This window comes from Paenibacillus sp. Cedars (assembly GCF_003184205.1).
GTDB lineage: Bacteria > Bacillota > Bacilli > Paenibacillales > Paenibacillaceae > Paenibacillus_AQ > Paenibacillus_AQ glucanolyticus.
Genome location: NZ_CP020866.1, coordinates 2,319,568 through 2,337,263 on the forward strand (window position 1 = coordinate 2,319,568; position 17,696 = coordinate 2,337,263).

General features: G+C 50.3%; 14 protein-coding genes and 1 riboswitch. Of the genes, 12 read left to right on the forward strand and 2 right to left on the reverse strand.

What is annotated here, in order from left to right; translation table 11 throughout:
* Positions 1 to 93: 93 nt before the first annotated feature.
* The 6 genes from B9D94_RS12335 (at position 94) to B9D94_RS12360 (ending at position 6,619) form a co-directional block, all read left to right on the forward strand.
* A complete protein-coding gene (locus B9D94_RS12335; RefSeq protein WP_148247133.1) occupies positions 94 to 1,632 on the forward strand; it encodes a sugar ABC transporter ATP-binding protein in 1,539 nt (512 codons plus the stop codon).
* Positions 1,629 to 2,648: a galactose/methyl galactoside ABC transporter permease MglC gene (mglC, locus tag B9D94_RS12340; RefSeq protein WP_006210554.1), complete on the forward strand. Its 1,020-nt coding sequence runs from the start codon at positions 1,629 to 1,631 to the stop codon at positions 2,646 to 2,648. Before B9D94_RS12335 ends, mglC begins: the two co-directional genes overlap by 4 nt.
* Before the next feature lie 69 nt (positions 2,649 to 2,717).
* Positions 2,718 to 3,791: a Gfo/Idh/MocA family protein gene (locus B9D94_RS12345; protein WP_006210553.1), complete on the forward strand. Its 1,074-nt coding sequence runs from the start codon at positions 2,718 to 2,720 to the stop codon at positions 3,789 to 3,791.
* A 3-nt stretch (positions 3,792 to 3,794) separates the two neighbouring features.
* Positions 3,795 to 4,640, forward strand: coding sequence for a sugar phosphate isomerase/epimerase family protein (locus tag B9D94_RS12350; RefSeq protein WP_148247134.1), 846 nt, complete (start codon positions 3,795 to 3,797; stop codon positions 4,638 to 4,640).
* Between the two features lie 144 nt (positions 4,641 to 4,784).
* The gene (locus tag B9D94_RS12355; protein ID WP_076151407.1) at positions 4,785 to 5,477 is read left to right on the forward strand and encodes a response regulator transcription factor; all 693 of its coding nucleotides are present in this window, start codon (positions 4,785 to 4,787) and stop codon (positions 5,475 to 5,477) included.
* Positions 5,474 to 6,619 carry a sensor histidine kinase gene (locus B9D94_RS12360; protein ID WP_148247135.1) on the forward strand — a complete coding sequence of 382 codons (1,146 nt, stop codon included), beginning with the start codon at positions 5,474 to 5,476 and terminating at the stop codon, positions 6,617 to 6,619. The genes B9D94_RS12355 and B9D94_RS12360 overlap by 4 nt, the downstream gene beginning before the upstream one ends.
* A 61-nt stretch (positions 6,620 to 6,680) precedes the next feature.
* Here B9D94_RS12360 and metE read toward each other — a convergent pair whose 3' ends face one another.
* Both metE and B9D94_RS12370 read right to left on the reverse strand, forming a co-directional pair.
* The gene (gene metE, locus B9D94_RS12365) at positions 6,681 to 8,978 is read right to left on the reverse strand and encodes a 5-methyltetrahydropteroyltriglutamate--homocysteine S-methyltransferase (RefSeq protein ID WP_148247136.1); all 2,298 of its coding nucleotides are present in this window, start codon (positions 8,976 to 8,978) and stop codon (positions 6,681 to 6,683) included.
* Positions 8,979 to 9,123: 145 nt separating this feature from the next.
* Positions 9,124 to 9,328: riboswitch (cobalamin riboswitch) on the reverse strand.
* An 85-nt stretch (positions 9,329 to 9,413) separates the two neighbouring features.
* Positions 9,414 to 10,619: a glycoside hydrolase family 88 protein gene (locus B9D94_RS12370; protein ID WP_148247137.1), complete on the reverse strand. Its 1,206-nt coding sequence runs from the start codon at positions 10,617 to 10,619 to the stop codon at positions 9,414 to 9,416.
* Between the two features lie 261 nt (positions 10,620 to 10,880).
* Here B9D94_RS12370 and B9D94_RS12375 point away from each other — a divergent pair, with 261 nt between their 5' ends.
* From B9D94_RS12375 to B9D94_RS12400, 6 genes are all read left to right on the forward strand, one after another.
* A complete protein-coding gene (locus B9D94_RS12375; RefSeq protein WP_006210547.1) occupies positions 10,881 to 11,063 on the forward strand; it encodes a tautomerase family protein in 183 nt (60 codons plus the stop codon).
* Positions 11,064 to 11,069: 6 nt separating this feature from the next.
* Complete coding sequence (locus B9D94_RS12380) at positions 11,070 to 12,029, forward strand: ABC transporter permease (protein WP_051449098.1); 960 nt, start codon at positions 11,070 to 11,072, stop codon at positions 12,027 to 12,029.
* An 18-nt stretch (positions 12,030 to 12,047) separates the two neighbouring features.
* Positions 12,048 to 12,920, forward strand: a complete 873-nt coding sequence (locus B9D94_RS12385; RefSeq protein ID WP_006210545.1) for a carbohydrate ABC transporter permease — start codon at positions 12,048 to 12,050, stop codon at positions 12,918 to 12,920.
* 150 nt (positions 12,921 to 13,070) lie between these two features.
* A complete protein-coding gene (locus tag B9D94_RS12390) occupies positions 13,071 to 14,651 on the forward strand; it encodes an extracellular solute-binding protein (protein ID WP_006210544.1) in 1,581 nt (526 codons plus the stop codon).
* 112 nt (positions 14,652 to 14,763) lie between these two features.
* Positions 14,764 to 15,813 carry a response regulator transcription factor gene (locus B9D94_RS12395; protein ID WP_148247138.1) on the forward strand — a complete coding sequence of 350 codons (1,050 nt, stop codon included), beginning with the start codon at positions 14,764 to 14,766 and terminating at the stop codon, positions 15,811 to 15,813.
* Entirely contained in the window at positions 15,810 to 17,681 is a 1,872-nt protein-coding gene (locus B9D94_RS12400; protein WP_148247139.1) for a cache domain-containing sensor histidine kinase, read from the forward strand. Before B9D94_RS12395 ends, B9D94_RS12400 begins: the two co-directional genes overlap by 4 nt.
* Positions 17,682 to 17,696 lie beyond the last annotated feature (15 nt).

The window sequence follows — 17,696 nt, forward strand, 5'->3', positions numbered from 1 at the left end:
GCAGGGTTATATGAAAGGGGCAGCGGCTATTCGTAGCGTTGTCCCTTTATATTCGGCTTTTTTTGGCCCGGCAGGCGAAGGAGGTATCCAGGGATGACAGAATCGTACGTACTGGAGATGCGGAATATATCGAAGGCTTTCCCAGGAGTTCAGGCGTTGAATGATGTGACATTCAAGGTAAAGCCTGGCACCGTGCATGCTCTCATGGGTGAGAACGGGGCAGGCAAATCAACGCTGATGAAGTGTTTGTTCGGCATTTACAAGCCGGATGCCGGCGATATTTATTTGAATGGCAGCAAGGTAACCATTAACAGCTCCAAGGACGCGTTAAATTATGGAGTATCCATGATCCATCAGGAGCTCCATCCGGTGCCGCACCGCAATGTGATGGAGAATATATGGCTGGGCCGATTTCCGATGATGGGTTTCTGGCCTTTCAAATTTGTGAATGAGAAACAGATGGCTATCGATACGCTCCGGCTGTTCCGTGAGCTTGATATCGATGTTGATCCCAAGGCAAGGACGGGTGCGCTCTCTGTATCCAAGATCCAGTCGCTTGAAATCGTCAAGGCCGTGTCCTACCACTCCAAGGTGATTGTGATGGACGAACCGACCTCATCTCTGACGGGTAATGAGGTGGAGCATCTGTTCAGCATTATGAACAGGCTTCGGTCGCAGGGCGTGTCGATTGTGTATATATCGCACAAGATGGAAGAAATCCTGCGGATATCCGATGATGTGACCATCATGCGTGATGGCAAATATGTCGGTACCTGGCAGGCAGGTGAACTGACAACCGATTTGATTATTACCCGCATGGTGGGGCGGGATTTGACGGAGCGTTATCCTGAACGCACGAATGTTCCCGGAGATACCCGGATGAAGATTCACAATTTGAGTTCCCCGCATCCGAAATCGTTCCAGAATGTGTCCTTTGAGCTCCGAAAAGGCGAGATTCTGGGCATTGGCGGCCTGGTTGGTGCGCAGCGGACGGAGCTGATTGAAGCCATGTTCGGGCTTCGTCCGATCGCCTCCGGAACGATATCGATTCACGGCAAGCAGGTGAAGATCAAGTCACCTTCCGATGCCAAGAGAAACAATATGGCACTCTTGACGGAAGAGCGGAGAGCAACCGGCATTTTCCCGGTTCTCTCGGTTTACGAGAATACGGTCATTGCCAATCTTCAAAGGTATCAGAATTGGGCATTTCTGTTGAATGAACGTAAAGGAATGGAAGATGCCCGAAGGAATGTGGAGAAGCTGAGAACCAAAACGCCGTCGGTGAATACCCAGATTCGGAATCTGTCCGGCGGCAATCAGCAGAAGGTGCTGTTGGCAAGATGGCTGCTCACGGAGCCTGAGATTCTGCTTCTGGATGAGCCTACCCGTGGAATCGATGTCGGTGCGAAGTTCGAGATTTATTCCATCATTACGCAGCTGGCCAAGCAAGGGAAGAGCATCATCATGATTTCCTCTGAAATGCCCGAGCTGCTGGGGATGTCCGACCGGATCATGGTGATGAGTGAAGGGCGGATGACGGGAATTCTTGAGGGGCATGAGGCTAGCGAAGAGGAAATCATGCGGCTTGCCGCACAGCAGCGGTCAGCTGATCCAGGAGGGGAAGATCGATGAATACGCAAGTCATCGTTAAAGTTAAAGATTATTTGGCGCAGCGCGCCATATTCGTTGTATTGATATTGCTCGTGATCGGGATTGCCGTAGCAGATCCTAACTTTCTGGCCTTCTCCACATTGAGGGATATTCTGCAGCAATCCTCTACCAGGTTAATTATCGCGCTTGGCGCGGCATTCATTCTGATTACTGGCGGGGTGGATCTCTCGGCTGGACGGGTCGTAGGTTTAAGTGCCGTTGTATCGGCATCGATGCTCCAAACGGATGTCTATGCCAACCGTTTCTTTCCGGATCTCCCTCAAGTTTGGGTCTTCATGCCGATTCTTATCGGCATCTTGGCGGGGCTTATCGTTGGTTTAATTAACGGTTTCATCGTAGCCAAGCTGCATGTGCCGCCATTTATTGCGACACTCGGCACGATGGTCGGCATTTATGGCATCAATTCCATCTATTTTGATATGGAGCCGAACCAATCCCAGCCGATTGGCGGTTTAAGGCCCGATTTTACCGTGTGGGGAAGTGGATATATCGATTTCGGTGGCGGATACTCTCTTCCGTACATCGTTATTATTGCCGTGTTTGTGGCTTTTGTCTGCTGGGTTATATTCAATAAAACCCGGCTCGGCAAAAATATGTATGCCATTGGCGGCAACGTTCAGGCTGCGCATGTATCCGGCATTAACGTAGCCCGAAATCTCATAGCGATCTACGCCATCTCCGGGGCGCTGTATGGAATTGCCGGCGTGCTGGAGGCTGCCAGAACCGGGGGTGCGACCAACAACTATGGCAATATGTATGAGCTGGATGCCATTGCCGCGTGTGTGGTAGGCGGCGTATCCACTGCCGGGGGTATCGGCACGGTTCCGGGCGTGATGGCTGGCGTGCTTATCTTCGGTGTCATCAATTACGGCTTGACCTTTATCGGTGTGAGTCCTTATTGGCAATTGATTATCAAAGGACTTATTATTGTAGCAGCGGTTGCCTTTGACATTCGAAAGTATATGGCAAAAAAATAAAGGAAAATGCAGCCGCTGGAGTATATCCCGCGGCTTTTTTAATAATCATCAACTACAGGAGGTGCTGTCATGATTACGGATCAGAAGCGACTGAATATCGGTGTGCTGGGCTGCGGTCCCATATCGCAGTACGGGCATTTTGAAGCTTGCAGAAGAGCGCGCAACGCAAGGCTGTACGCCATATGTGATGTGGCTGAGGATTTGCTCAGGAGGATGGCCGAAATCCATCAGCCTGCGCAGACCTTCAACGACTATGACAAGATGCTGGCCGATCCGGATGTAGACGCGGTCATCATTGGCATCGCAGACCAGTTTCATGTTGAAGCTGCACTTAAAGCCATCGAAGCAGGCAAGCATGTTTTGGTTGAGAAGCCTCTCGGTGTCACCGTAGAGGAGTGTGAGGAATTGCTGCGTAGAGCCGAGCATTCCGGGTCTGTGGTACAAGTCGGCAACATGAAACGATTTGATCCGGGAATCGCTTACGCCAAGCAGTTCATGGATCAAGAGATGGGTGAACTGCTGGCTGTGAAAGCATGGTATTGCGATTCCACCTACCGTTACACGGTCACGGAGAACGTGCAGCCGATGGTGCAGCTGAGTCCGAACGCATTGAGACCGGAAGGCAATCCGAAGCTCGATAAACTGCGATACTTCATGCTCACCCATGGCAGCCATCTGGTTGATACGGCGCGCTTTTTAGGAGGAGAGATGGTCAGTGTTACGGCTTGGAACACGCAGAAATTCGATGCATATAACTGGTTTGTCACGGTTCAGTATGCCTCGGGTGCTATCGGACATCTGGATTTAACGGTTGCCGTGCGGATGGACTGGCATGAAGGCTTTCAAATATACGGCGAACACGGAAGCATTCTCGGCAAAACCTACAATCCGTGGCTCTTTAAGTCAAGCGATGTTGAGGTGTTCTCGGCACGTGACGGCTGTTATCACAGACCGCTTGGCGAAGACGCGCATTTTTTCAAGCTTCAGGTTGAGGGCTTTGCAGATACGATTCTGGACCAAGCACCCATGAAGGGGGCCAATCTGGAGGATGGCGTTGCCGCCATGCGGGCGATGGCGGCGATTGCAAGATCTGTGGAGAGCAAGGAGACGGTGAGGCTGGCTGATGTAACGGGAGGTGTATGAGGCATGAGTCTTGGCATCTTCTCCAAGACGTTTCACCGACCGACATTGGATGGGAATTTGGATGCAGTCATGGCAAGTGGACTCGATATCATACAGTTCAATCTGTCATGCGCTGGTCTCCCGTCTCTGCCGGATGCAGTGGATATGGAGATGGCGGTCCATATAAGGGAAGCGTGTGAGAAGCGGCATCTTCATATGGCTGCAGTCTCCGGTACCTTTAACATGATTCACCCGGATCGGCAGAAACTGCGGAACGGTGTTCGCCGGTTTCGTCATTTGGCCGCGATGTGCCATGCCATGGGAACATCGGTCATCACCTTGTGCACAGGCACAAGGGACCCGGTCAATATGTGGAGAACGCATCCGGATAACGATACGCCGGAAGCATGGAATGATCTGCTCCTGACGGTGCGGGAGGTTGTGAATATCGCGGAGGAATTCCAGCTTGATCTCGCTATTGAACCTGAGCCGGCCAATGTGGTTAGCGGTGCCGTCAAAGGCAGGCAGCTGCTGGATACCATCGCTTCAGCCCGATTAAAGGTCGTGCTGGATGCGGCGAATTTGTTCAGGCCGGAGGAGGAGAAGCCTTTGGCCGATGTTCTGGAACAAGCATTGTCGCTGCTCGGCGAACAGGTCATTATCGCGCACGCGAAGGATTATTCGACCGCTGACGGGCTGAAATATGTGGCTGCCGGAACCGGTGAGCTGGACTACGGAGCTTACTTGAGGCTGCTGCAAGATTATCATTTCAAGGGACCGCTTATTCTTCATGGATTGTCAGAGAATGAGGTGCCGAAGAGTGCTCACTACCTGAGGACCCGAATGGCTGCAGTTCAAAGAAACGGATGAGGGGATTGTTACAGTAGCCAGGCCCATGGTATTCATGGGCTTTTTTGGCGTGTCCTCACTAGATCTTCACAAGTTTCAGTTATCATGAATTTTTATGTTAAAGTGGACGTGTACTGAGAAAGCACTCGATAAGGAGAAACAACCATGAAGACCATATTAGTCGTGGACGATGAGCCGAATATTAGAGAAGTTCTTGCTTCTTATCTGCTTAAAGAACATTATCTGACACTGGAAGCGGCAAACGGTGCCGAAGCATTGGGATACATGCGTGAGCAGGCTGTGGATCTTGTTATATTGGATTTGATGCTGCCGGATATGGAGGGTGAGCGGGTATGCCAGGAAATTCGAACGTTCAGCTCAGTGCCGATTATGATGTTGACGGCAAAAGTGGCCCAAAGCAGCAGGATTGGCGGGTTTGCGGCCGGTGCGGATGACTATATTGTAAAACCTTTTGACCCCCGCGAGGTGATGGCAAGAATCAAAGCCGTCTTAAGACGGGGGGATGACAGCAAGCTGCTTGCAGATGTAATTGTATATCACCAGGGGCGGCTTGTGATCAATTCATTGAAGCACGAGGTAACCTGTGATGGACAGGTCATAAATTTGACGCCCAGCGAATATAAACTGCTGCTCTTGCTGGCCAAGTATCCACAGCGAAATTTCTCGCGCGAAGAGCTGGTCGATCGGGTATTAGGCTGCGATTTTATTGGGGATATCCGCATTATTGATCAGCATATCAAGAATTTGCGGCAGAAGATTGAGCCCGATTCAAGACAGCCCCAATATATCATCACCGTCTACGGATTCGGCTACCGCTTTGGAGGTGAGGTGTCTTGAAGCAGCGCCTGGATCTAAGGCTTGCCGCCATTATCATCAGCATCACCGCAGGGATTCTGATCGTGTTTACCGTCACCAATATTGTGACCAACCATTATCATATAGCCATGTACCAGCAGCAGTCGAATGGGCATCACGGAATGGACGAGCTGAACGAACATCTGGAGCAGGCGCAGATGCAATCCATTATTTTGACATGCTTGCTGTCGATAGCGGTGGCCTCCATCATAGGTATTTATGTGGCTAGAAGGATATCGGCTCCCCTAATCCAGATGAAGCAAGCAGCTGAGATGATGACGCAAGGGAAATTGGATATCAGGGTGGATACCCGAGGAGATGATGAAATCGCGGGACTCGGTTCTTCGCTGAATGAGCTGGCTGTACAGCTGCAGAAGCAGGAGCAGCTTCGGAGAAACATGACGCAGGATATTGCCCATGAGCTGCGAACGCCGTTAACTACCTTGAAGAGTCATACACGTGCGCTGGAGGACGGCATATGGGAGCCGACAGCCGATCGCTTTCGAACCTGCCTGGAAGAGATTGACCGATTGATTGATCTGGTTACTGAGCTTGAAGATCTGCATGATATGGAATCACCCGAGTTTCAGTTATCCCGATCGGAACAGGATCTGGCCAAGATTATAGAGAGAGCTGTGACCGTGGTAAGGGCCGCGTACAATGAAAAACAAGTGGATCTGCGATACGTGCATCAACCCGGCGATTCGCCGATAATCGCTAAAGTAGATACGGACCGGATGCTCCAAATCTTAATCAACGTGCTCAGTAACGCACTGCACCACACACCGGCAAGCGGGAGGGTCCAGGCTGATCTCGTGGACGAAGGGAATACGGTTCAGATTCGTATTGAGGATTCAGGCCAAGGCATTCCAGCTTCCGATCTGCCGTATATATTCGAAAGGCTGTATCGGGGAGATAAATCAAGGAACCGGTTAAACGGTGGAAGCGGAATGGGACTTGCCATCGTCAAGCAGCTTGTTGCAGCTCACGGCGGAGATGTATGGGCTGAAAGCGGGAAAGAGCAAGCAGGTGGAAGCTGCTTCTATATTCGGATACCCAAGGAAATTCCCGTCGATTCCAGAAGACAACAACAGGAAGTACAGAGGCAGGAGTCATCTATATAAAAAAAACAGCAAGCGCTCTGCTTTAAGCAAGAGCGCTTGCCTGTTTTCTTACTTCAACCCTTTAAGATTGATTAACGGACAATACCTCTCGATATTGGGAAGCTGCTGCAACCATGTTGCGCAGGGCAGCTACGGTTTCATCGCGCCCGCGCGTCTTCAATCCGCAGTCGGGGTTGATCCAGAACAGTTCGGGATCCAGTACGGACAACGCACGCTTAATCATCTGGGTCATCTCATCGACTTCCGGAACGCGCGGGCTGTGAATATCGTAAACGCCAAGGCCGATGCCATGATCATACGTATGCTCCTCGAAGCTCCCGATCAGCTCGCCGTGACTTCGTGAAGTCTCGATGGATATCACGTCGGCATCCAGGGCGCGAATGGAATCGATAATGTCATGGAATTCGCAATAGCACATATGGGTATGAATTTGGGTTGTATCCTTCACGGATGAGGTGGACAGACGGAATGCCTTCACCGACCAATCCAGATATGCCTGCCAATCTTCACGCTTAAGCGGCAATCCTTCACGAAGCGCCGGCTCGTCAACCTGGATCATCTCGATGCCTGCTTGCTCCAGTGCGTTAACCTCAAGTCGGAGAGCCAGGGCGATCTGATAAGCGACCAATTCTCTTGATATGTCGTCGCGAACGAAGGACCAGTTCAGGATCGTGATCGGTCCGGTTAACATCCCCTTGACGGGTTTCGAGGTCAGGCTCTGTGCATATACGGTTTCCTTCACGGTCATCGGGTTCACGAACTCAACGTCTCCATAGATGACGGGAGGTTTGACGCAGCGCGATCCGTAGGACTGAACCCAGCCGTTAGCTGTAAAGGAAAACCCATCCAATTTTTCTCCGAAAAATTCTACCATATCAGTCCGTTCAAACTCCCCGTGAACGAGAACATCCAGGCCGATGTCTTCTTGAATCTCAATCCAGGCGCGAGTTTGCTCGGCGAGGAAGGTTTCATACTGCTCGGCAGACCATTCGCCACTTCTCCAGTTCTTCCGGGCCTGCCGAACTTCGGTCGACTGAGGGAAACTTCCGATGGTTGTGGTAGGGAGGAGCGGGAGATTCCATTTCTTCTGCTGGGCTTTGCGCCGCTCTTCAAACGACAGCGCTCGAGTCGGATTCAATCCGACAACCTTGGACGTTTCTTTCTGTACCTGTTCGTTATTCCGCAGCGATGATTGATTCATGGCGGCTACGGCCTGGTTATGCTCTTTCAGCTGCTCGGAAACGGACTCAATCCCATTATTGAGCGCGCTAGTGAGCAGCGTCAATTCGTCCAGCTTCTCATTGGCAAAAGATAACGCCTGGCGAAGTACGGGGTCCAGCTTATCCTCATAAGCTGTGGATACGGGAACATGGAGCAGGCTGCAGCTCGGCTGTATCACATATTGAGAAGGCTTCACCTTTTGGGAGAGGGTGTCCAGCAATTCCAGCTTGGCATCGAGATCTGAACGCCAGATGTTACGCCCGTTGATAAGACCAACCCCCAGTACCTTATCCTCAGGAAATCCGTGCTTGAGCAGCTGTTCGGTATTACCATCCAGGCCGTGTACGAAATCAAGCCCGATGCCTTGCACAGGCAAGGAGATGATCTCTACATAATGGCTGACCGAATCGAAGTAGGTTTGGAGCATGATCCGGATCGCCGGAGCCGCTGCATGAAGTTTTTTGTATACGGATGATACAAGCGCCAATTCATCTTTGGTTAATGAAGTAACCAGAATCGGTTCGTCGAACTGCACCCACTGAACACCTTCCTGCTCCAGCTCCTTCAGGATTACCGCATACAAATCCGTGAACTGGTCCAGCAAGGACTCGAATTGATCCGGGGTGTAGCCTTTAGACAGCTTAAGGAAGGTATAGGGACCGACAAGAACAGGTTTACCTTCGATACCTAGCGAGGATTTGGCTTCACGGTAAGCTTCTAGCGGCTTGTTGACCGTAAGATGTGGTTTGGCATCCTGAAGTTCCGGTACAATGTAGTGATAGTTCGTGTTAAACCATTTGGTCATCTCGCACGCGGCAGCACCTTGACTGCCGCGAGCCATGGCAAAATAGACACTCAGCGGTACAGGACCACCATCGTACTTGAAACGCTGTGGCACCAAGCCAAACATCACCGACATGTCGAGCATATGGTCGTACATTGTAAAATCATGAACCGGAATAAGGTCGATGCCTTTCTCCTGTTGAATGCGTAAACGGTCCAACCGAATGTCGTCCAACTTGGATAGAAGTTCGTGTTCCTCAAGCTTGCCGCTCCAGAAGGATTCCAATGCTTTTTTCCATTCGCGATTTGCTCCGATTCTCGGATAGCCGAGATTGCTGCTTTGAACATTTGCCAACAATATCTTCGCCTCCACCAACATATTTAAATGACTGAATAAAAAAAGACGCCTTTACCCCGATCAAAATATCAAGGGTAAAGACGCCTCCGTTGTGTACATACGGATGCTGCGATCTTTAACACCTCCCTATCTCCCGTAGGTAAGCAGTGTTGTCAGAATAGGCAGGTCTCCTGGCTCCAGAATCAAGGTCTGCCATGGCCTTCCCGATCAAAAGCTGATCAGTGGCATCATCCGATGGCAAACTCCTCTGTTACAGTGGCGGGACCGCGTTGGTGTTGCACCAAACTTCCCTTTTAAGCTGAAATTGAAGAGGCTTCAACATCAGCACCTATTCCCATTAATTAAATTTGATTGCTGAGTATCAAGGTACAATAAATTCCATAATTATGCAACCTATTTAAATGGAGGTTGTCTTACGCAAAAAAAACCGGATCAGAAGATCCGGTTTTTCCACCCCATTAACTTGGCAGCGGCCTCAACATAATAGTAATCGCCATAGATCAGGGAGACGTTGATATTTTGGTCACCAGGCCGATGGCCTGTTGCCTCTTTCAGTATGCCTTCATAATTCGGATCATCCCATTCAGCGTAACGAGTCGTCAAGGAGTCGATGATGCGCAAGGCACTTCTGCGGTACACCGCGCTTTCGGTTTGCGGTACCTGATCTGCGAGCTCAAGCAAACCCGAAGCAGCGCAGGATGCCGCTGACGTATCTCGGGGTTCTGCCGCAATGAAGAGAGATTCAGCTGATTGATGGGTTGCTGCTGTTGCGGGTGTTTCCAGCTTCTCGGGTTCCGCACGAAAATCCCAGAGCGGTATGGAATCCTCCTCAAGGGACGCGACAAAGAAATGCGCCACGCGTTTCGCGGCGTCCAGATATCGTATATCACCGGTATACCGGTACGTGTTGGCCATGCCATGCAAGGCCCAGGCAGCGCCCCGGCTCCAGGCGGATTCGGGTCCCAGTCCTTGTCCTCCGAGCGCTTCCATGAATTCCCCGGTGAACGGATCAAACCGACAAATGTGCCGAACGGAGCCGTCCGGTCTTATAAAATGCTCCACTACCGTATTGGCCTGCTCTCTGGCAATATGCGCATATCTCGGATCACCTGTCTCCTCGGAGGCCCAGAACAGGAGGGAGAGGTTCATGGTGGAGTCAATGATGGACCAGCCTTCATTCCCGTGATTCCAGGAGGTAGGTTTCACCTGATTCCAGGCACGAATAAACCGTCCCGCGGGATTGTATCTTCCAGCCAGCAGGGTAGCGGCCAGCACCCCTCTGCGCCTGGCATCCTGATCTCCGGTCAGCTTATGTTTGATTACGGCCGTCGGCAGAAACTGAAAGCCTACATCATGATGAAAGTTGCTCTCTGCAATAATGGCCTGCTCAAGTCTCATGTCCCATTCCCAAGCCCATTCCTTATACTGCGGCTGCTTGGTCATATCATACATAATCCACAGCATTCCCGGCCAAAAACCGGAGGTCCACCAATCGATCCGGGTGGAATCATAGATCCCGTTCCTGGTTGCATGGGGAACCTTGTCTGCCAGCTGCTCCGCCATGCGTGATAGTTTGGCCTCGAGTCGTTCCCATAATAACGCATAGGATGCGATCGCTTCCTGCTGTTGTCCGTTCATCGTAACCCTCCCAGAACTTATGGTATAGATCGGCTGATTTTTCGTTTCTGCTGAGACCTATTGTTCCATAGAAAGGCGATAAATTCTATACGCGGAGCAGAAGAACTATTGAAATAACAAGCCGATGCTAAAAAAACACAAGCAGCCTTCTGCACCTAAAAAAAACACAAGGGAAGCGATCAACTTCCATTGCTGCCCGTACCTGAAAACTTATAGGATAAGGATATTCATCACATCCATTTCATAAGGAGGCGAAAGCCGTTGCCGCAAATTACGATTAAAATGTATGAGGGACGCTCGGATGAGCAGAAGAGCGAAATCATTGATGTTTTTACAAGAGAGTTGTCCCGTATTATTGATCGTGAACCCGAATTCATCAGCATCCAGTTTGACGAAATTCCGATAGATGATCATGCACCGGCCAATTTGAGAAACAAGAGGTGAGCACAGATGGCCGAACCAACAAAAGCAGTAAGCAAGGCGCTGCCGGGAAAACATACCAAGCGCAAAAACATATTAGGCTTCATGTGGAAATACAGGGCATTGTATTTCATATCCCTACCAGGTCTTCTGTTCTTCGGATTGTTCAAGTATGTTCCGCTTATGGGCTCCGTCATCGCATTTCAGAATTATAATCTGTTTGCCGGCGTGACCCAAAGTCCATGGGTGGGTCTCGAGCACTTTGAACGGATGTTCCAGCATTACGATTTCTTGAAAATATTACGCAATACGCTTCTACTGGGCACGTACGACATTTTGTTTGCTTTTACAGCGCCTATTGTTCTGGCATTACTCCTTAATGAGGTTCGCCAAGTCGTTTACAAGAAGATTGTGCAGACCATTTTCTATGCGCCGCACTTTTTATCATGGGTCATTGTAAGCGGTATCTTTGTAGGCATTCTGTCTCCATCATCCGGGATCGTGAATGTGATGCTGGGCTGGTTCGGCATGGAGCCGATCTATTTTCTTGGAGAGGATTCCTATATTCGTTCTGTGCTGGTGGGCTCCGGATTATGGAGAGACGTCGGATGGGGGACCATCATCTATCTTGCGGCACTTGCAGGTATCAACCCGGATCTCTACGAAGCCTCCGATATTGACGGAGCGGGCAGATGGCGTCAGACCCTCAGCATTACGCTGCCGGCATTGCTTCCTGTTATTACGATCCTGTTCCTGCTCAAGATTGGGGATTTCATGGATTATGGATTTGAACGCGTCTTTGTGTTTCAGAACCCGCTTAACATTCAATCCAGCGAGATTCTGGATACGTACATTTATAAGGCTGGCCTGCAGCAGCTTCAGTACAGCTATGCAACAGCCATCGGGGTGTTCAAATCCGTTGTCGGCTTGTTCCTGATCTCGATAGCAAACACCATCAGCAAGAAAGCGACCGGCGAGTCGCTGTATTAGAGGGGAGTGACATCCAACGTGAAATATGACAGTGCAGGCAGAAAAATGTTTCTTGTATGCAACTATATTATCCTTACCTTTCTTGCACTCACCATGCTGTTCCCTTTTCTCAACGTGATCGCTCAGTCGTTCAGCAGCCCAGGTGCTATCGACCGGGGAGAGGTCATGTTCTGGCCGGTGGAGTTTACGTTCGCTTACTACCAGCATGTATTCAATGACGTCTCCATTTGGAGAGCTTTTGGAATCAGCGTTTATATTACAGTGTTCGGGACCTTCATTAATCTGGCTGCTACTGCCTCACTGGCGTATCCACTGTCCAGACCCGAGTATGTAGGCAGAAAAACGATCATGATCATCATCCTGATGACGATGATTTTCACGGCGCCGCTGATTCCGCAATTTATTCTGATGCGTGAGCTGAATCTGGTGAACACGCTCTGGTCGTTGATGCTGCCAACAGCAATCAGTGCATTCAATCTGTTTGTGCTTCGAACCTTCTTCACCCAGATTCCGAATGAACTGATCGACTCGTCCCGTATTGACGGATGCAGCGAGGTCCGCACATTATGGAGCATCGTGCTTCCGCTGTCGAAGCCGGCATTGGCGACGGTAGGCATATTCTACTCGGTGACCAACTGGAACAAATACATGGATGCACTCTACTATATCAATGATCGAGCCAAGTATCCTCTGCAGGTGAAGTTAAGAGAGCTGCTCGTGAACGAAGGATTGACCGATACAGGCAACCTTGCGTTTGAAGCAAGCTCCCAGTCCGTGCAAGGCATCCAGATGGCCGTTATTCTGGTAGCTACGGTGCCCATCATTCTCCTGTATCCGTTTCTTCAGCGGTTCTTCATTCATGGGATGATGATCGGGTCGATCAAAGAATAATTCAGTGGAGTAGTCCAAAGCTTGATCCTAAAAAAACGACAAACCGAGCCAAAGACATTCCTTGTTCCCGCCCTGACGGCTCTCTATACTGATATTAAGTTTGAAAGCGCTATTATGAGCGACTATATTAGCTTGAAAAGAGGGGTATTCATGAGAAAAAGGTGGACGCGCGCGCTCACGGCAGGTCTTGTTCTGACCATGCTTGCTGGCTGTGCGGGTAACAATGGAGGCGACGCCGGGACCCATGCCGGTGGCGGTAAAACAGAAGGCGGGGAAGCAGCGGGAGCAACAAAATTCTCCATCTCGATGCGGACGCTCAACGTATCCTACGTGGAGAAGAATGCGGATATCAACAAGGATAAATATGTGTTGGAGCTGGAGAAAAAGACGAATACGGACCTTGATATCCGTCTCATTCCGCATAATGAGTACCAGGATAAAATGGTGCAGATGTTTGCAACGAACGACATTCCGGATGTGGTGCAGGGAACTGGCGGAATCAGCGGCCCTGAGCTGGCTGGCGCTGTCGAGAACGGAGTGTTTCTGCCGCTGAACGATCTTCTGCAAGAGCACGGGCAGGATCTGCTCAAGTTTATCCCGGAGGAAGCCTGGAAGCGGATGACGGACTCGAAGACAGGCAACATTTACGGGATTCCCGAAATTCTCTCCAATCCATCCAGACGGGCAACGTGGATTCGTACCGACCTGTTGGAGAAGGTGGGCAAGGAAATTCCGACAACGGTTGAGGAGACGATGGACGTACTCCGAGCGTTCAAAGAAGCCGGGGTGGAGCAGCCTTATGCCGGTCGCCAGAACTTCAAATATGCCGATACCTTCTTCGGCGCTTATGACGTACTGGGCTATCTGAACCAGTTCAAAGTGTTCCCGGACGGGAAGGTGAAGCCTACCTTCTTCGACGAGGAGAATATGAAGCAAGCGATTGGAATCTATAAGACAATGCATGAAGAAGGATTGATCAGCAAGGAATTCGCCACGATCGAGAGCGCTGATTTCAAGTCCATCGTAACGAGTGGCAAAGCTGGCATGTGGTCCATGAATGCGAATGAGCTTCCGATCTGGGGAACCCAGCTCACCGAGAATGTACCGGATGCCAAAGTAGCTCTGATTCCATCTCCGGTAGGACCTGATGGCAAGGGGGGCTATGCCCATTATAATCCGGTCACCCGTTCTTTCTTCATTAACGCCAAAGCGAAGGATAAGGCGGAGGATATCGTGAAATTCTTCAACTGGATGGTCAGTGAAGATGCGGAATTGTTCTTCAGCTTCGGGATTGAAGGCGAGGATTATCAAGTAACCGATGGCAAGCCGGTCTTTGAGGTTCCGACGGATGCCGCCGGCGCGGATAAAATGCGGTATTTGAACTACTGGCTGTGGCTGGTGCAGGATACAACGTACAACAAGCGCGTATCCGAGCTGTCCGATTCCGGCAAGGAACTGATCAGTGCCTTTGATAACATGCTATCGAAGGAAGGTCGCCGCGGGATCGAGTTCGATCCGAGACTGGAAGCGATGGTTAAGTACCCCGAGCTGAATCCGAAATCGGATGAACTTCCGCCTCTGATCCTGGAACATGTCCTGCGCATGGTATACGGCAGGGAGCCGATCGAAGATTACGGCAAGGTGCTGGAAGAATACCTGTCCAAAGGCGGCAACGAGATTATTGAAGAAGCAACGAAACGATTTAACGAAAAAGAAAACGCTTTCGAATAAGCAGAGCATGTTTTAGTATAGTGTTGAAGAATGACTCCTCTGCTTGAATCAAGCAGAGGAGTATCTTGCTAAAGCTAAACTACTCTCGCTGCTTTCGAAAGGGGAACGGGTAATGTACCGCATTCTGGTCGTTGATGACGAACCTATGATAAGAATGGGCTTGGCGAAACTGATCACCCAGGCGGATCCTTCGATGATTCAAGCGGATACGGCCGAGAACGGCATTGAAGCATTGGAATCGATCCAGACGACACGACCGGATTTCATTTTCACGGATATCAAAATGCCAAAGATGGACGGCCTGGAGCTGAGCAAGCAGCTTTATGAGAAATATGGCGACATTACGGTGGTGGTTATCTCCGGTTACGGAGATTTCGAATACGCTCAGAAATGTATGTCGTATGGGGTTAAGGAGTATTTGCTTAAGCCTGTGACCAAATCGGTGGTACATCACACGATGAATAAACTGATGTCGGACCGGAAATCGATGCAGGAGAAACAACGAATGTATTTCCCTCTGTCCAAGCTGGAGAATTGGCTGGAGCAGCTGGAGCTCGCCGTATGGCATTTGCAAATGAATGACATCCAGGCCAAACTGCAGGAAATTGAGGATTATTGCAATGAGCGCAGGCTTGAAGCCATTCAGCTTCAGGAATTGCTGGATGAGCTCTACGCGAAGCTGATCAAGCAGCTAAACGGCAGGGATGTGTATTCGTTTGAGTCTTTGGCAGGAATGCCCGAATCGGAAGCTGGCGTGAAACGCAATACCTTTGAGGATTTCCGCCAGGCAGTGGATCAGACGGTGAAGCTCATTCGGGAGAAGCGAAAAGGCAATGCCAAGGAGCCTGTTGAAGAGGCAAAAGCTTACATTGAACGCAATCTGTCCCGGGATCTCTCGCTTGACGAGGTTGCCGATATGCTCGGACTCAACCCGTCTTACTTCAGTCAGCTGTTCAAACAGATGACGGATGAGACCTTTGTCCACTACCGGATCAAAAAAAGAATGGAGAAGGCGAAGAAACTTCTCGCTATCCCGCACTATAAAATAACGGATATATCGTTCGAGGTGGGGTATGCGGATCATCCCCATTTCACGAAAACCTTCAAGAAGGTAACCGGGTATACCCCCTCTGAATACCGGGAGCTGCTGGGGATCGAATGATGCGGAGGAGTTTGTCCCGTCAAATTTTTCTGTATTTTTTTATCGTTGTATTGTTCTCGCTTACCACGGTCGGCGTTTTCTTCTACATGAAATCATCTGAAGCGATTGATGAGCAGGTAGAGAAGTATATGACCACCGTGATCACGAACGCCGCAAGACAAACGGACAATCATCTGCAAATGTTTGAGCGGATCAGCAATACAATTCTGCTGCAGGATACCGTCAAGAAATTTCTGGATATGGACCCTAGCGACAGCTACGAACACTACAGGTTCACGAATCTCATCCGCAAGGATGTCTTTCAGAAAATTTTCATTCAATATCCGACCCAAACGCACATGATGTATATTCTGGGATTTCACGGCAGGTCGATTTTTGATCAGAATCAGAATTTCTCCGCGATGTCGATTGATCCCACCGATCGCCTCCGGGAATTGATGAAGAAGACTCCGGAAAACGGGGAATTTGTCATCCTGAAGACCAGCTTGCTGGAGCAGGATCGGGATAGCGTGATTACCGTTGCGCGCAAAATCCGGGGGATGAATTCGTACGAGGTAAAGGGCGTGCTTGCGGTTGAGTTCAATGAAGATCAACTGTCCAGCTTATGGAACGGCGTTGATCTGGGAGAGCAGGGCTTCTTCTTCATCCTGGATCGCGAAGGTGAAGTCGTTTATGCGCCCGAGCATGTGGATATGGACGGAATTACGGCAACGGATCTGCCGGAGCGCATTATTGCGAAGGGCGACAACCGCTTCATTGAACCGGTGCTTGGCGACAAAACGATGATCATCTCGCGCCAGTCTGAATATTCGGGTTGGAGTCTTGTCATTATGATGCCGCTGGAAGAGCTGCGTGCTCCCATTTCAGGGATTCGTTCTACCACCATTATTGTAGGTTTGGTCACGTTGATTATTGCGCTCATCCTGGCCTACAGATTTGGCAAATCGATCGTGAATCCTATTCGCAATCTGAAGAATGGCATGAGGCAGACAGAGAAGGGGAATTGGACGCATATCTCTGACGCAAAACCGCGGGAGGATGAAATCGGCGGCTTGATTCATAGCTACAATCTCATGGTCAGCCGGTTATCCGACATGATCGAGCAGGTGTACGATACGGAGCTTCACAATCAAAAAACACTGCTGGAGCTGCAGGATATACAGCTTGAGCGTCAGCGGGCAGAGTTTCAGGCACTGCAGCTGCAGATCAATCCGCATTTCCTGTACAACACACTGGAGACCATCAATTGTTACGCCATCGTCCAGAATTCGGATGAGATCTCGGACATGGTGGAGGCCATGGCCTTCATGCTCCGTTATTCCATTCAGACCAATCTGGAGGAGATCACGATTGCGAACGAGCTTAACCATGTGCGGCATTACATGATGATATTAAAGCATCGCATCGGGCGCGACTTTGAAATCGAGGTAGCCACGCCGCCAGAGCTCTTGCTGGAGAAAATGGTCAGGCTCTCCCTGCAGCCCATCGTCGAGAACATATTCCAGCATGCCTTTCCGGAAGGAATAGAAGCATGGCATTATATCCGCATTGACACGCGGATTGAGCAGGGTAATCTGCTGGTCATGGTGGAGGACAATGGGGCGGGCATTGCAGACAAGAAGCTTCATAATTTGCGCAAGAGGCTGGAGGAGAACCGTCTGGTCGATGATGATGACGGGATGCATGTCCGCCGCAGGGGCGGCATCGGCATCGTCAATGTTCATCGGCGCATCCAGATGGTCTATGGCGAAGAATACGGGATCACGGTTCACAGTTCGCCGGATCAAGGCACAAGAATTGTCATGACTATGCCTCGTATGGAAAGAGTGCGCGAACAAGACAGCAGGCTGAAACAGCTGCAAACCTAATCAGGAGGGATCGAC

Coding starts and splice junctions, on each gene's coding strand:
- B9D94_RS12335 (WP_148247133.1), top strand. CDS start 94: ATGACAGAATCGTACGTACTGGAGATGCGGAATATATCGAAGGCTTTC.
- mglC (WP_006210554.1), top strand. CDS start 1,629: ATGAATACGCAAGTCATCGTTAAAGTTAAAGATTATTTGGCGCAGCGC.
- B9D94_RS12345 (WP_006210553.1), top strand. CDS start 2,718: ATGATTACGGATCAGAAGCGACTGAATATCGGTGTGCTGGGCTGCGGT.
- B9D94_RS12350 (WP_148247134.1), top strand. CDS start 3,795: ATGAGTCTTGGCATCTTCTCCAAGACGTTTCACCGACCGACATTGGAT.
- B9D94_RS12355 (WP_076151407.1), top strand. CDS start 4,785: ATGAAGACCATATTAGTCGTGGACGATGAGCCGAATATTAGAGAAGTT.
- B9D94_RS12370 (WP_148247137.1), bottom strand. CDS start 10,619: ATGAACGGACAACAGCAGGAAGCGATCGCATCCTATGCGTTATTATGG.
- B9D94_RS12380 (WP_051449098.1), top strand. CDS start 11,070: ATGGCCGAACCAACAAAAGCAGTAAGCAAGGCGCTGCCGGGAAAACAT.
- B9D94_RS12390 (WP_006210544.1), top strand. CDS start 13,071: ATGAGAAAAAGGTGGACGCGCGCGCTCACGGCAGGTCTTGTTCTGACC.
- B9D94_RS12395 (WP_148247138.1), top strand. CDS start 14,764: ATGTACCGCATTCTGGTCGTTGATGACGAACCTATGATAAGAATGGGC.
- B9D94_RS12400 (WP_148247139.1), top strand. CDS start 15,810: ATGATGCGGAGGAGTTTGTCCCGTCAAATTTTTCTGTATTTTTTTATC.